This window comes from Mesorhizobium sp. M0598 (assembly GCF_040320865.1).
Lineage (GTDB): Bacteria > Pseudomonadota > Alphaproteobacteria > Rhizobiales > Rhizobiaceae > Mesorhizobium.
The window spans coordinates 62,693-76,618 of sequence record NZ_JAMYQL010000026.1; the positions used below are offsets into that span (position 1 = coordinate 62,693).

Here is a 13,926-nt window from a genome sequence, read left to right on the forward strand (position 1 = left end):
CCTGGCCGCACGACATGAGCCTCTTGGTCGGTTGGCGCTGGGCTGATTGGCGGCAAGCTGGCAGGCGCAAAATATCCGGTCTTGCGGTCGTGCTCCTGCTGCTCGCTTGCCATTTGGCTTTTGACGGGCCGTTGTCGCGCCTGCGTGAGCGGACGTACGACTTCTACCAGTTTCTCGCCCCACGCCAGGCGACGAGCAATCCTGTCGTGATCGTCTCGATAGACGACGCCAGCCTCAAGGTACATGGGCGATGGCCCTGGAACCGTGGCCTCTTGGCCGACCTGGTCGATCGCATCACCGAATCCGGCGCGGCGGTGGTCGGACTTGCGCTGGTACTCCCCGAGGCCGACACCTCGCCTGAGGGCATCGCCGGAGACAAGCGCCTGGCAGCGGCGCTGGCCAAAAATCGAACGGCGCTTGCCGTCAGCCTGGGCAATGAGGCGACGGTTTCAGAAGCAGAACCCAAAGCCGGCTGGTCGATCGTCGGGCAGGTACCCGACACACTTCCCGGCTTCACCGGCCTGACCGGCTCACTTGCGGAATTCTCGAACGCTGCCGCAGGCCTCGGCGTAATTCGCACCTTGCCCGATCCCGACGGCGTACTGCGCCATGTGCCGCTGCTGTGGCTTCGCAACACCGCTCAAGGCGTGCAGCTGTGGCCGTCCTTCGCACTCGAGCTCCTGCGCCTTTACGCCGGACAGGACGGTTACATAGCCCGGATGAATGCCGCCGGGTTCGACGCACTCAGGATGGCCGGCGCCATCGTGCCGCTCGAGCCGGAGGGGAGCATCCGCCTCTGGGAAACCAACACCGATACGCCCCGCCTGTCTGCCAGCACTATCCTTTCGGGCCATGGCGATCCGCGGCTGCGGGACGCCATCGCCATTGTCGACCTGTCGGCTGTGGGACTGACGCAGTACCTGCCTACGCCGACGCGTCCAGCGCGACCAGGCGCGGACATCCACGCCGATGCAATCGCCCAGTTGCTTGCCGGGCGCTACCTGGCAGAGCCAACGCACGCGCGTAGGCTCGAGCGGCTCTGGTTTCTCCTCAGTGCCGTCGTTTTCATCGGGCTTTCCGGAGTGCTCGCCGGGCGTGTCGTGCTTGGCGCCCTCGCCCTGGCGCTGCTGGCCGTCACGCCGTTCGTGTTCGGCGCTCTCGAATACAGCCTGCAGGGTGCACTCTATGACCCGCTGCAGCCGGCGCTCGCGACGATCCTGGTAGCCGGCTTCGAAGGCTATGTCCTCTACAGGCGCAGCGAGCAGCGCCGGTCCACCCTGGCACGGCAATTCTCCCAATATCTGTCGCCTTCCGTGGTGCAGCGCCTCGCAAGCTCGGACACCGAAGCGATCCTGTCCGGCGAGAAGCGCGAGATCACAATTCTGCTCAGCGACATACGCGGCTTCACGACGATGAGCGAACAACTCGATACCCAGGAAATCGCCAAGGTGGTCAACCACTTCCTCGGCATTGCGACCGATGAGATCCTCAAGCGCGACGGCACCATCGACAAGTTCATGGGCGATGCGGTGCTCGCCTTCTGGAACGCGCCGCTTGATCAGCCGGACCATCGCGAGCGCGCGCTCGACGCGGGGCTTGCCCTGATCGAACGGGTGAAGCGTGAAGACGCCGCCTTCAGCGCGGACGGCCACCCCTCCATCGCAATCGGCGTCGCCATCGAGACGGGCATCTGCTCGGTAGGCAATTTCGGCTCCGAACGGCGCTTCGATTACACCGCGATCGGCTCGCCGGTGAACCGCACGGCACGGCTCGAGTCGACGACCAAGAAGCTGGGTATTCCCCTGGTGCTTGGTCCCGGCTTTGCGGCAGGAGCATCGATGCCGGTCGTCCAGGCGGGCGCCTTTGAGCTCCAGGGTTTCAAGGGCGAGGTGCCGGTTTTCACCGTTCCGGAGATGCAAGCCACTCATCAACGGATGAGCCGCGAAGCAGGGAGCCAACGTGGTGAGCAATCTGGCGCCCCTGCCATGGTGGTTCGTTCGCCGCTGTCCGTGCAAATGGCTCCCCCTAATGTTGCACCCCGAACCCGAAGCACACGCTGACCGGATCAAGCGGATCGCGGGGTGCCGACCTGCATTGTGAACTGATGACCGCTTGGGGGGCCCAGGGGTTTGCGTGCCCTCCCCGGTTGTCATTCGCCGCGCATGGTCGCCTGGAAGGTTGGCAGATGCTTCTTCTGAGCCTCGAGCATTTTCTCGCGATAGACCCCATAGATGACGTCGGTGTCGTGCAGTGTGACGCCGGCAATTGTCGGCGAGGCGAAAACCGGCAGCTCGATACCGCGTTTCGAAAGCGCGTCGGCGGTGCGGGCGATCAGCTCATGCGCCAGGATCATGGCAAGCACGGTCGACGAACCGGAGACCGGCCGGCTCCAGCCCTCGACCGGCACGATGGCGTCCTCGATCGGCGAGCAGGTGTCGATGACAAGGTCGGCGGCATCGGCAAGCCGTTTGCCGGAAGAGTGCGTCGCCGGCTTGTCGAGATTGTTCTTACTAGTTATCGCAACGACGAAGATGCCGCGTTTTTTCGCGTAGAGTGCCGTATCGATGCCCGACGAATTGCGGCCGCTGTGGCCGAAGATGATAATCGAATCGCCTTTGTTCAGCGGCTGGTGGTCGAGGAATTTCTCGGCGTATTTCTCGGTCCGTTCCAGCCACAGAAGTTCGCGCACGCCACCGGCGCCGAGCACGTTGTGCCACATGACGCGCGGGTCGGTCAGCGGATTGAAGCCGACATAGCTGCCGTAGCGCGGAAACACTTCCTGGACCGGCAACACCGAATGGCCCGAACCGTAGAGATGAACCAGCCCACCGCTCTCGAGCGTGTCGGCAAAGCGGCTGGCCGCCTCGCCAAAGGCTTCGGCATTGGCTTTCGACGCCTGTTCGATGAGGGCGGCAAGGCGAGGTATGTAGAGATCGGACACGTCGGTACTCCTGTTATGTGTCGGCTTCGGCAATGGTTCAGCTTCTTGCGTTTGGCGCGGCGCGGCCGGCGCGCAGCGTCGAGCGGATTTCATAGCGGTCGCCACGCATGATCGAGACGGTGAATTCGAACGGGCCACGCTCGTCGGTGGTGATGCGCTCGACCACGAAGGCGGGACTCCCCGTGGGCAGATCGAGCAACTCGGCATCCGCCGCCCCGACCGCGCCAACACGGTAGTTTTCGCGTGCTGCGACCGGCACGATGCCGTAATGGCGTTCCAGCGCTTCGTAGAGCGAGCCCTGCAGCAGGCCCGCATCGAGGAAGCCGGGCACGCGCGCGGACGAGAGCTGTGCCGTCTGGATGCCGATCGGCTCGTTGTTGCCGAGCCTGAGCCGCCGGATGCGCACCACCGGATCACCCTCCTCGATCTCAAGCGCTCCGGCCGCGGCGGCATTGGCGGTGGTCAGGCTGCAGTCGAGCAAGCGCGAGCCGGCGACCACGCCCATATTGCCCATTTCCTGGGTGAAGCTGGTCAGTTCGCGGGTGCCAGCGACCAGGGTCGTGGAGCGCACGAAGGTGCCACGGCCATGTTCGCGCCTGAGCAGCCCGTGCTCCTCAAGATTGCGCAAGGCGTGGCGCAGCGTGATACGGCTCACCCTGAACAAGGCGCACAATCTGTCTTCGGCCGGAATCTGGTCACCGGTCGCCCACTCGCCGCTCTTGACGATGGTGCGGATCGCTTCCTCCACCTGATACCAGAGCGGCTCGGGCCTGCTGCGGTCCGGTTGCTGAAAGCTCGGCTCGCTCACCTTATCTGCCTCCACTGTGCTCCGGCGAGACCGGCCAGCGAGGCGCCGACGAGACCGGCGCGAGAGCCGAATTCGCCGGACCGCAGAACGACATCCCGCAGATGCGGCGGCAGCTGACGCCGCAATGCCGCAAGCAGCGGCGGCCCTATCACGTCCAGTGCATCGGCAAGGCCGCCGGAAATCAGGACTGCCTGGGGATCGAGCAGCGCGACCGCACCCGCAAGGGCAGTGCCCAGCCGGCGCGCCGGCAGCTCCAACGCGTCAAGTGCGGCCGTCTTGCCAGCCCGGGCGGCCTCGACCAACCTGCCGCCATTGGCCAACCCGATCTGACGCGCCGCGGCGTCGAACGCCCGCCCCGAAGCGAAGCGCTCCAGCCAGCCGCTGCGGTCCTCGCCTTCATCCTCGATGTCGGCGCAGGCCCAGCCGAATGAGCAGGCGCCGCCACGTGCGCCGGCGACGATGCGGTCATTGGCCATAACGGCGGAGCCGATGCCGGTGCCGATCGCCAGCAGGATCGCATCGGAGAGGCCCTTTGCAGCACCTTCGACCACCTCGGCCAGCATGGCGATCTGCGCGTCATTGCCTATGGCAACAGGCAGACGAGGAAACAAGGCCGCGACATCGATGCCGTCGAGATAGGGCAAGTTCGGAATCCAGCGGCAAACCGAGCCCTCGACAAGTCCGGGCACCGCAAGCCCGAGGGCGTCGACCGGACCGGCCTCGGCTCGCAACACGTCGATGCGGGCGACGAAGGCATCAAGGCGTGCCGGCGCAGGCTCGCGGCCCAGCATCTCCAGCCAACGAACATCGCCGGTATGGATAGCGGCGCGCAAATTGGTGCCGCCGAGATCGATGGCGAGAACGCGTGTCATCGAGAGCGGCCCCGACTGGCGGCCGCCCGCTCCTCGGTGCGCCAGCTCCCCAAGGTGTCGGCGACTCTGGTCGGCAGTGCGGTACATACCCCGGTGCACGCGGCGGCAAAGCCGCCGAGCAGACTGAGCGCGTCGTGTCGATGAATCGAAAACATGCTCAGTCTCCCGCTCTTACCGACATCCGCATCCCTGTGTAATGTCATTATAACGACATGACTTCGATCGCAAGAGCCTCGCGGCATGTTTGGGCCTGGCCGGCAGGGAGAAACAGCTTGAGCTATTTCAGGTAATTGTTTGTTTTCAAAATGCGATCACTCACTTTATAGATCGAAGTAAGAAATCGCCGCAGCGCCGGCAGGAACTCTCCAGGAAGATAGCGCTTGCATCATTGCTTCAACTTGTCATAACGTCATTGATATCGCTGTGCGGCTACGCGGAGGATCCGGATGTCTTTGGCTTGGATTTCGAAACTGGCACTGGCTGCAGGGTTGTTGACATCGCCCACCGTCGGCTGGGCTCAGTCGGTCAACATCTCCTATCTGACCCACTGGTCGCCGGAGACGGTGGCGTTGCTGGACGCCGCGGCCAAGGACTACGTCAAGACCAATCCGGATGTGACCGTCACCGTCCGCGCCGTTCCCTTCGGCGACCTCCTGACGACACTGCGTTCCCAAGGCGGCAGTTCCGATGGGCCGACGATCAGCGGCATCTACGATTTGTGGCTGCCCGAACTGGCGCGAGACAAGCTGGTCGCGCCAGCCCCCGACACGGTTGCCGGCGAGGTCAAAAGTGCGTGGCCGGCCGGTGTCGTCAGCGCAGCCTCCGTTGGTGGCACGCTCTACGGCATTCCAAACGAGATCGACGTCTATGCGCTGAACTACAATAAGAAGCTGTTCAAGCAGGCAGGCATTACGGCGGCACCGAAGACCTGGTCCGAATTGAAGGATGCGGCCCAGAAGCTGACCAGGAAAGACGCCGGCCAGCAAGGTTTCGGCATGATCAACTCCTGGGCGGCGGGCGTCGTCCATCCCTTCGCCTCGCTGCTGGTCTCCAATGGCGGCGACTTGGTCAAGGACGGCAAGCCGGTGCTCGACAGTGCTCAAGCCGGCGAGACTTTCCAGCTCTACGAGGACCTGATCAAGTCCGGCGCCAGCGATCCGGCGATGGCCACCGCCGACGCCAACACCACCGGTCCCTTCCTTGACAATTTCGTCTCCGGCAAGACCGGCATGATCATCATGGCCAACTGGTGGGAAAGCGCGTTGAAGACCGGCATGGGCGACAAGTTCTCCAACATCGCCACCGCACCGATCCCGGTCGGTCCGAGCGGCGACAAGCCGCATTCGATCTCCTATTCGTGGATGACCGTCGTCAACGCCAATGCCGGTGAGGCCGAGCAAAAAGCGGCATGGGATTTCCTGGCATGGCTGAACAATCCAAAGTCCGGCAAGAACGGCGCCTCGGCCATGTCGGATATTCTGATGTCGATGGGCATCCTGCCGTCGCGTGCCTCCGATATCGAAGCCCATAAGGACAAGCTCGGCTCCGAGTTCCTGTCCGGCTATGTCAGCGTGCTTGCCGACGCCAAGCCCTTCCCTGTCGTGCCGGGTGGCCAGGAGTTCAGCGAGTCGTTGCAGCAAACGCTCGAAGCGTTGCAGTATGGGCAGCTCTCGGCGAAGGATGCGCAGGCGAACGCGCAGGCCGATGCCGTTTCGATCCTGGAGCGTGCCGCCAAATAGTGAAGGCGCTGTTTCGAGAGCTCGGCGCTTTGGAAGCAGAGCGATGATCAAGACCTATCGTGCCTCGGCGGGCATCATGCTGGCGCCCGCGGTGACATTGATCGGCGTGTTCATCCTGCTGCCGATGCTGCTCACCATCTGGCTGTCGTTCCAGGACTGGTCGACGCAGACGCCTTTTTCCAATGCGAGCTTCATCGGCTTCGACAATTTTCGCGAAATATTCGGCCCGACCTCGGTCGGGCGGGATTTCAAGAGAGCGCTGCTCAACACCGCGATCTACACGGCGCTGTCGGTGGTCCTCATCCTGCCGCTCTCGCTAGCATTCGGCCTGATGGTCTACCAGCGTGATGTCGCAGGCGGCACGGCACTCAGGACAGTGTTGTTTTCCACCTACATGGTGCCAATGATCGCCGTGACGCTGGTCTGGTCGAAGCTCTATTCGCCGAGCGAAGGGCCGGTCAACCAGATGCTCGGTTTGATCGGCATCGGCGCGCAACCATGGCTATCCTCGCCAAGCTCGGCGCTGATCTCGATCGTCGTCCTCAACGTCTGGCAGCAGATCGGTTATTTTACGGTGCTGGCGGTTGCCGGGCTGACCCAGATCCCGGGCAGCCTTTACGAGGCGGCGACGCTGGACGGCGCCAACCGGCGCGAACAGTTCCGCTTCATCACCTTGCCGCTGCTGCGGCGCACGCTCCTGTTCAGCGCCGTAATCGCCATCATCAACGCCGTGCAAGTATTCGAGCCGGTTGCGCTGATCACCCAAGGCGGCCCGGTCGGCTCGACTAACGTGCTGACCTACCATATCCGCCGTGTCGGCATCGAGCGCGCGCAAGGCGGATTGGGCTCGGCCATGGCAGTGATGCTGATGCTGGCGCTGATCGTCGTCGTGTGCGCGCTGTTCGCCTATGCCGACCGGAAGGACGCCGAATGAGCGCGCCTGGCCGCTCGGGATGGTCGAGCCGGTTGGCGCGCAAACGCCCGGCGGGCCGCAGGGCGCTGCTCGCGACGGTGATGCTGCTGGTTGCCGTGGCCTCTGCCTTCCCGCTGTTATGGATGATGCTTTCCAGCCTGAAGACGCCGGCCGAAACCATGCAGGTGCCGCCGGTGTGGATACCGCGCACGCCGAGCCTCGAAGCCTACGAGAAAGTGTCCGGCGTGATCAATGTCGGCCGCTCGATGTGGAATTCGCTGGTGATCGCCACCATCACCACCGCCGGCATTCTGGTGACCAGCATGATGGCTGGCTATGCCTTCGCCAAGCACCACTTTCCCGGCCGCTCGCTGCTGTTTTCGGTGCTGATCGCCACCATGTTCCTGCCGCCGATCGTCACGCTGATTCCGCTTTATCGTCTCGTCGGATCGATCGGCCTGAATGCCAGCCTTGCCGGCATCATCGTGCCCAACCTCGCCAATGCGTTCGGTATTTTTCTGATGCGCCAGTTCATCGCCGGCGTGCCGGACGATTTGATCGATGCCGCGCGGATGGATGGGGCGTCGGAACTTCTGATCCTGTTCAAGATCGTCGCCCCGAGCGTGGCGCCCGCGATCGCGGCACTGGCGCTGTTTGCCTTCGTCTATCATTGGAACAGCTATCTGTGGCCGCTGACAGTTTTGCAGGGCAATGCAGAGGATTATCCGATCGTCATTAGCCTCAGCCGCCTGCTCAGCTACAACAGAGGCGCCCTCAATACAGGACTGGTCATGGCCGGCGCCACGCTCGCCGTGCTGCCGCCATTGGTGCTATTCGCCTTCCTGCAGCGCTTCTTCGTGGATTCGATCGTCGGCTCGGCAGTCAAGGGGTAGCGTCCGCGGCACGGCCGGCATTCGCCTGGCTGTCATCGGGACGCGCTGGTGCGCAGAACGGAGCTAGGCAGATAGCCGCGTTCTGAAAGCTATCAGTTCATCAGCGAACCTGGACGCGAATACCCCCACCGCCTCAGCTACAGCCAGAGCCTCAGAAGGGTCTTGATGATGTTATGGGGCTATACTCGGCGTTTCCACCCTGCCCGGGAACGCAGTTTATTGTCGGTCTAATGCGTGTGACTGCAGCCGAACTTAAGTCGGACGCATTGTTGCGGCCGCCGTTAAGGAATGTGGATGAGCCAGGCGAATTGTGGTCGGCCCGAACCGATGGCGCCGGCGCGATATGCAGGTCCATAGCTCCTTACTGGCCCGCGTGGGCCGCCGCTCGACGCCGCTACGGCCTCTCACGTTCAGCCTTTGCATATACTGGTTTTTCTTGGAGGCAGAGGAACACAATGCCGCAATGGTGGTTCGGTGCCGGCAGCGGTCCTCACTCACTGCTGGCAGATTGAAGGGCCCGATCGGCCCGCGTTTTCGAGAGGCGCGGGCCATCGAGGCAAGCAAAAGCGGCAGGGCAAAGCGTGGGCACCCGACGGATCGACAAGGAAAGATATGAGCGCACCACAATCGCAGCTCGCACATTGACCGACTCCGAGCGTCTTGCACGCCAGGCGAAAACTGCGCGATTGCGCGAGCAGCGACTGAGCGCTGAAACATCGCCGTCGAAGCCGATTGCTGCGGACGCGGAAACCAAGCTGCCCCCGAAGAAGAAGGGCAAACCAATTCAGGCCGGCTAACGACTAGCGCGTCCGGCGCTCATCGCGTGTGAGGCGTCCTCACGGCCGGTCTGCCCACCCGCTCCCAGCCCGCTGCCGTCTTGTCAGGACATTCCGCGCGGCTGATGGGCCTCCGGGCCGATCGCGCCAAATTCATGGTTTACCTAGCCAGTGGCGGCCTCGCGGGGCTGGCCGGCGTCATTCTTGCCGCCCAGTTTGGTGCCGGGCAGCCCATAAGGGGTTGGCTGGCAGCTGTTTGCCGTCGCCGCGGTTATTGTGGCGCCACAGTGCTGACCGGCGGCTCCGGCTCGGTGATCACGACGTTAGCCGGGGTGCTGCTGCTCGGTATCCTGTTCAATGTTCTGAACTTCGAGAACGGCCTGGGCTGGATTTCCCTCTCAGCCTATTGGCAGAGCGTCATCCGCGTTTTTTTCTGCTGGCGGCTGTGCTCCTACAGGCGCGACTTGCCGGCCGACGCGTCTCCGCGTGACCTGCGTTTTACGTGGAAAGGGGCGCACCGCGCGTGTCGTGATCTGCGCCACAAGAGCTGTCCCCGCGCCCGCGGCCTCCCGGAGGGGGCGAGGGTCGATCGGTGCGCACCGATCTGCAGCCATGCATTGGGAGGGAGACATTGCTGCGGCCGCCGAACCTTGATTGTGACTTCGTGTTCCAGAACTAAAGGAAACGGACGGAACAGCAATGCGATCAGTTCGCCAGGCCCGCAGCTCTAAGGACCGCTTTCGCGGTATCGGACGCGGTCGAAGTTTTGCTGAAGAATTGGCCGAAGCCTCGCTGCGACTCGCGGCTTGCTGCAAATCGAGGCGTGCCTTGCCAACCTGCGCTGCAAAAAGCCACCAAGAATAGCGCGTAAGGCGTCCATTACCGCAGCCAAGGACGCCAACATTGCGCGGCGAACAATTTCAGACCTGTAGCCAAACATCCTTGTTGCGGTGTGGCTTCAATGCGTACCGAAGGTGTAGCCGCGTGCATGTAACCAAATTGCCGGCTCGGCGTTTCCTTCAACGCCGTTGCAACGGTCCCGCCCACCAACGCAAGCTTACCGAACACGAATTGGCGAGGCGATAGCTTCTTCCACGAGCATAGACTGGCAAATTCATGAGTGGCAATTTTCTGGTGATCCAACCTGAGGAAGGCATTGCCGTGCTCAAGGGGCTTGCCTCCTCGGCGCGGATCTCGATGCTGAAACTGCTGCATGAGAAAGGGCCGATGAATGTCAACGAAATCGCCGCCGTGCTGTCGCTGCCGCAATCGACCGTCTCGACCAACATCCAGGTGCTGGAGGATGCGGGGCTGATCCGCACCGAGAACCGGAAGGCGAAGAAAGGCAATCAGAAAATCTGTTATCCGACGGCCGAAGAAGTGCTCGTCGTGTTCAAGGGCGAATATCGTGCGGTCAAGAACGACGCGATGGAAGTGTCGATGCCGATCGGGCTTTATACCGGCTTCGAGGTTACCGCGCCCTGCGGCCTTTGTTCGCCGGACGGCATCATCGGTCTGCTCGATGTGCCAAACACTTTCCTTGATCCGGCCCGCATGAAAGCCGGGCTGCTGTGGTTCACGCGCGGCTTTGTCGAATACCAGTTCCCCAACAATGCCAAGCTCGCCAATGCCGAGATCACCGGACTCGAAGTGGCGATTGAGCTGTCCTCGGAGGTGCCGGGCACCAGCGCCGATTGGCCCTCTGACATCACGCTGACGATCAATGGCGTCGATGTCGGCACCTGGACGTCGCCGGGCGATTTCGGCGACAAGCGCGGCGTCTTTACGCCCTCATGGTGGAAGCTCAAGGGCTCGCAATACGGCAAGCTCAAGAACTGGCGAATTGTCAATGAAGGCACCTATATCGACGGGGTCAGGATTTCCGAAACCGGCCTCGCCGCACTTGACCTGAAGAACCATCATTCAATCCGTATCCGTATCGGCGTCAAGGACGACGCCAAGCGCCCCGGCGGGATCAACATTTTCGGCAAGGGCTTTGGAAATTACGATCAGGACATCCTGCTCAGGATCAAAACGGGTTGATATCATCGACCCCGGTTAGAAAAATAGTGACCCAATTTCAGCTGCTTCCTTTCATTTAGCCAAATCGGCATCCAATTGTCAGACTTGCGGCTATCTTGTCACCGACGCTCAGAAACCGATTGGCACGACTGGTCTCACCGAGGAGTTCGACGAGAGAATCTAAATATATTATCTTACGCGACCAACTTACCTTTTTTACTCTCAACCTGCCTCGTCGCAGGCTTCGCCGACTGCCTACGTCATCAGCCTGGGACATCTAGCCCATCGGTTATCGCTTGACGACCATCGATCAGAAACGGCGACTGGCAGCACCATTGTGATGAGCGAGCTTAATCTGTACCTTTCTTGGGTTTTTGTCGGCGTCCGTCGGGCAATGCGACCTGGACGAGGTGGGTAGCCCAGCGGCTACGATTGGATCACGTTCTCTAGGCAACTCTGGAAAGTATGTGCCGATCCAAGTCGCACTTGGCCAGACCATATCGCCAGCGGTGGTTCGTCGTCTCGCGTCTGCTCTGGTAGAACAAAGTCAATTGCCGGCCTTCGATCATTACGGTCGAATGGCCATTCTCTCCTGGCTCGCCAGGATCAAGGACGGGGCCGACAGAGACATAAGGACCCTCTACCCTATCGGCGATAGCAAAGAAAACGCGTTGACGGCTTCCACGGGGGCCGTCGGGGAGGAAGCAGGTAGCGTTGAGAAGCACGCGGCCATCCGGCAATTCAACCAGTTGCGCCCCTTCTATTCCCCACTCGTAATCGGGGTGCTCGCGCGCATTGTGATGCGGCACATCGAGATGATCGAGTATCTTGCCGAGACGTTTCCATGGCCCGAACCAAGAATCGGATTGGCTGCGCGCCAGATAGACATCAGGCTGAGGCACCCTGGTGAATTTGGGCATGCCTGAATAGACGATATAGCGCTTGCCGGCGATGATTGCGGGGTGGGGATCGTAGATGCCGTCCTCATCGGTGTCGGGCAGCGACAATATCGCCGGATTGAGCACGACCCAATGAAAGCCGTCATTGGAGACCGCGTGCTCGCAACGTCCGCCGGACTTCATGAATTCGGTCTGGATAAACATGTGGAAGACGCCGCACTCATGAATGACGCCGGGCGCCGCAATGCCCGATCCGGTTACCGGCAAAACGATCGCCTCGTGCTCTATCCAGGGTCCATAAAGATCCGGCGCTGTGGCGTGGAGGATTTTCCAGCTCTCGGTTGTGACGGTGCCGCTGGAGCCGAAGACGTGCCAGAGCGTGCCATCGAACACCGGACAAGGGTCCTTCACATCATCCACCGCCTGCGGGTGAAACAATGGAAAGACGTTGGTTTCAAAGTCGATCTTCATTCCCAAGCATTCCCGCGATTGTTTCGCGGACCCCTTTGATTTGGACCGTCTGCGTGACTCAGCCGAATCGATTCGCAGCCCTCATTTATAACTCCGCCCATGAACGGTTGTTGAACGATTGAACGATTTCAACCGTTCTGTGGCAATGCGCCACATTTTGGGTGAGGTCACGCACGGCGCGGGGCTTCAGCTTCTGGAGCGGCCATCATGTCAGCCGGATGCAGGGTCGTCCGGCTTGACCTTCTCTCTTGAGCCATGGCCGGAATGGCGCGGATCGCTGGCCTTGCCCGAGACAGTTTGGAACTATGGAACAACTTACTGGGATGAAAGTTATAGAGATGGCTGCGAATTTCATCGAAGCTGCCTCGATTAACGTATGTTATCCGAGGCAATTTCTAATTGTAACGAAGGATTTCTATATGGAAATGGCGGTGGGCACCCCCCTAAAACCAGATACCACCGTACAGTCGTCAATTTTACTTTGCTTTTCCCACCTCCGATGGAATTTTGTATTCCAAAGACCGCAACAGATCCTGACGCTCGCCTCAAAACAGCAGCAGCTAATTTATTTCGAGGAGCCGATTTTCGACGAAAGGCGCCACGCTTCGATGCGGGTGAACGATGTTTCACCTACGATCAAAATTGTGACGCCGGTTATTCCAGTCGGCACGTGCGCGACCAAGGCGGATGCGCTCCAGCGCAGATTCGTCGACCAGATCGTCGCCTCTACGCCGCATGAACGGTTAACCGCGTGGTATTACACGCCCATGGCACTACGTTTCAGCGACCATCTCGCCTATGACGTCTGCGTCTACGACTGCATGGATGAACTCTCCGCGTTCAAGAACGCACCCGCAGAGTTGAATCAGCTGGAAAAGGCGCTGTTCCAACGTGCCGATATCGTCTTCACGGGCGGGCAGAGCCTTTACGAGGCCAAGCGAAGCCTGCATCGTTCGATCTTTCCTTTCCCAAGCAGCATCGACGTTGCACATTTCCATCAGGCGAGAGAGCCGGGTGAGGACCCACTCGACCAGGCCAACATACCTCACCCGAGAGTGGGGTATTTCGGGGTCATTGACGAGCGGCTCGACGTCGAATTGGTAGCGGAGACGGCTGCAGCAATGCCGGACGTGCAATTCGTCATGCTCGGCCCTGTGGTCAAGATCGATCCGGCGAGGCTGCCCACGGCAAGCAACCTGCATTGGCTGGGCGGCAAGTCCTATGCCGACCTGCCACGCTACCTCCGGCATTGGAGTGCCGGCTGGATGCCTTTCAAGCTCAATGAGGCGACACGCTACATCAGTCCGACAAAGACTCCTGAATTCCTGGCGGCAGGACTGCCGGTGGTTTCCACAGCGATCGTCGACGTCGTGCGCACCTACGGCGCCGAAGGCCTGGTCGACATTGTCGACGCCGAGGATATCGAAGCCAAGCTTCGATCCATCCTGGCGCGTCCCCGCGATTTCCTGGTGGAGAAAGCCGACGCCTACCTCGCCGACATGTCCTGGGAGAAGACCTGGAATGCGATGGCGGCCCACATCCAGCGCGCCCAGGCGATGAAGAGCGTCGTGCCGTTGCTGAGGGGAGCGTGA

General features: G+C 61.4%; 13 protein-coding genes. 9 read left to right on the plus strand and 4 right to left on the minus strand.

Annotated elements, in window-relative coordinates; all coding sequences use genetic code 11:
* Positions 1 to 14 precede the first annotated feature (14 nt).
* A complete protein-coding gene (locus NKI59_RS25640; RefSeq protein WP_352707737.1) occupies positions 15 to 2,060 on the plus strand; it encodes a CHASE2 domain-containing protein in 2,046 nt (681 codons plus the stop codon).
* A gap of 89 nt (positions 2,061 to 2,149) precedes the next feature.
* Here NKI59_RS25640 and NKI59_RS25645 read toward each other — a convergent pair whose 3' ends face one another.
* The 3 genes from NKI59_RS25645 to NKI59_RS25655 are packed head-to-tail and all read right to left on the minus strand — an operon-like array spanning position 2,150 to position 4,621.
* Positions 2,150 to 2,941 carry a sugar isomerase domain-containing protein gene (locus NKI59_RS25645; protein ID WP_352503533.1) on the minus strand — a complete coding sequence of 264 codons (792 nt, stop codon included), beginning with the start codon at positions 2,939 to 2,941 and terminating at the stop codon, positions 2,150 to 2,152.
* Positions 2,942 to 2,978: 37 nt separating this feature from the next.
* Positions 2,979 to 3,749, minus strand: coding sequence for a GntR family transcriptional regulator (locus tag NKI59_RS25650; RefSeq protein WP_352707740.1), 771 nt, complete (start codon positions 3,747 to 3,749; stop codon positions 2,979 to 2,981).
* Complete coding sequence (locus NKI59_RS25655) at positions 3,746 to 4,621, minus strand: ROK family protein (RefSeq protein ID WP_352707742.1); 876 nt, start codon at positions 4,619 to 4,621, stop codon at positions 3,746 to 3,748. Before NKI59_RS25655 ends, NKI59_RS25650 begins: the two co-directional genes overlap by 4 nt.
* 446 nt (positions 4,622 to 5,067) lie before the next feature.
* On the opposite strand from NKI59_RS25655, the gene NKI59_RS25660 reads away from it, so the two are divergent.
* The 7 genes from NKI59_RS25660 (at position 5,068) to NKI59_RS25685 (ending at position 10,985) form a co-directional block, all read left to right on the plus strand.
* Complete coding sequence (locus NKI59_RS25660) at positions 5,068 to 6,360, plus strand: ABC transporter substrate-binding protein (RefSeq protein WP_352594049.1); 1,293 nt, start codon at positions 5,068 to 5,070, stop codon at positions 6,358 to 6,360.
* Between the two features lie 43 nt (positions 6,361 to 6,403).
* Positions 6,404 to 7,294: a carbohydrate ABC transporter permease gene (locus tag NKI59_RS25665; protein WP_352594048.1), complete on the plus strand. Its 891-nt coding sequence runs from the start codon at positions 6,404 to 6,406 to the stop codon at positions 7,292 to 7,294.
* Entirely contained in the window at positions 7,291 to 8,166 is an 876-nt protein-coding gene (locus NKI59_RS25670; RefSeq protein ID WP_352594047.1) for a carbohydrate ABC transporter permease, read from the plus strand. Before NKI59_RS25665 ends, NKI59_RS25670 begins: the two co-directional genes overlap by 4 nt.
* A 641-nt stretch (positions 8,167 to 8,807) precedes the next feature.
* Entirely contained in the window at positions 8,808 to 8,963 is a 156-nt protein-coding gene (locus NKI59_RS25675; RefSeq protein ID WP_352594046.1) for a hypothetical protein, read from the plus strand.
* A 104-nt stretch (positions 8,964 to 9,067) separates the two neighbouring features.
* The gene (locus NKI59_RS25680) at positions 9,068 to 9,673 is read left to right on the plus strand and encodes an ABC transporter permease (protein WP_352707744.1); all 606 of its coding nucleotides are present in this window, start codon (positions 9,068 to 9,070) and stop codon (positions 9,671 to 9,673) included.
* A 75-nt stretch (positions 9,674 to 9,748) separates the two neighbouring features.
* The gene (locus NKI59_RS35175; protein WP_502897048.1) at positions 9,749 to 9,874 is read left to right on the plus strand and encodes a DUF982 domain-containing protein; all 126 of its coding nucleotides are present in this window, start codon (positions 9,749 to 9,751) and stop codon (positions 9,872 to 9,874) included.
* A 184-nt stretch (positions 9,875 to 10,058) separates the two neighbouring features.
* Positions 10,059 to 10,985 carry an ArsR/SmtB family transcription factor gene (locus NKI59_RS25685; RefSeq protein ID WP_352707746.1) on the plus strand — a complete coding sequence of 309 codons (927 nt, stop codon included), beginning with the start codon at positions 10,059 to 10,061 and terminating at the stop codon, positions 10,983 to 10,985.
* A 425-nt stretch (positions 10,986 to 11,410) separates the two neighbouring features.
* Here NKI59_RS25685 and NKI59_RS25690 read toward each other — a convergent pair whose 3' ends face one another.
* Positions 11,411 to 12,334 carry a glycoside hydrolase family protein gene (locus tag NKI59_RS25690; protein WP_352594043.1) on the minus strand — a complete coding sequence of 308 codons (924 nt, stop codon included), beginning with the start codon at positions 12,332 to 12,334 and terminating at the stop codon, positions 11,411 to 11,413.
* A 338-nt stretch (positions 12,335 to 12,672) separates the two neighbouring features.
* On the opposite strand from NKI59_RS25690, the gene NKI59_RS25695 reads away from it, so the two are divergent.
* On the plus strand, positions 12,673 to 13,926 hold the full coding sequence (locus NKI59_RS25695; RefSeq protein ID WP_352707748.1) for a glycosyltransferase family protein: 1,254 nt from the start codon (positions 12,673 to 12,675) through the stop codon (positions 13,924 to 13,926).

Excerpts from the sequence above, each read along its gene's own strand:
- NKI59_RS25640 (WP_352707737.1), top strand. The coding sequence starts at position 15 with ATGAGCCTCTTGGTCGGTTGGCGCTGGGCTGATTGGCGGCAAGCTGGC.
- NKI59_RS25655 (WP_352707742.1), bottom strand. The coding sequence starts at position 4,621 with ATGACACGCGTTCTCGCCATCGATCTCGGCGGCACCAATTTGCGCGCC.
- NKI59_RS25660 (WP_352594049.1), top strand. The coding sequence starts at position 5,068 with ATGTCTTTGGCTTGGATTTCGAAACTGGCACTGGCTGCAGGGTTGTTG.
- NKI59_RS25665 (WP_352594048.1), top strand. The coding sequence starts at position 6,404 with ATGATCAAGACCTATCGTGCCTCGGCGGGCATCATGCTGGCGCCCGCG.
- NKI59_RS25670 (WP_352594047.1), top strand. The coding sequence starts at position 7,291 with ATGAGCGCGCCTGGCCGCTCGGGATGGTCGAGCCGGTTGGCGCGCAAA.
- NKI59_RS25680 (WP_352707744.1), top strand. The coding sequence starts at position 9,068 with ATGGGCCTCCGGGCCGATCGCGCCAAATTCATGGTTTACCTAGCCAGT.
- NKI59_RS25685 (WP_352707746.1), top strand. The coding sequence starts at position 10,059 with ATGAGTGGCAATTTTCTGGTGATCCAACCTGAGGAAGGCATTGCCGTG.
- NKI59_RS25690 (WP_352594043.1), bottom strand. The coding sequence starts at position 12,334 with ATGAAGATCGACTTTGAAACCAACGTCTTTCCATTGTTTCACCCGCAG.
- NKI59_RS25695 (WP_352707748.1), top strand. The coding sequence starts at position 12,673 with ATGGCTGCGAATTTCATCGAAGCTGCCTCGATTAACGTATGTTATCCG.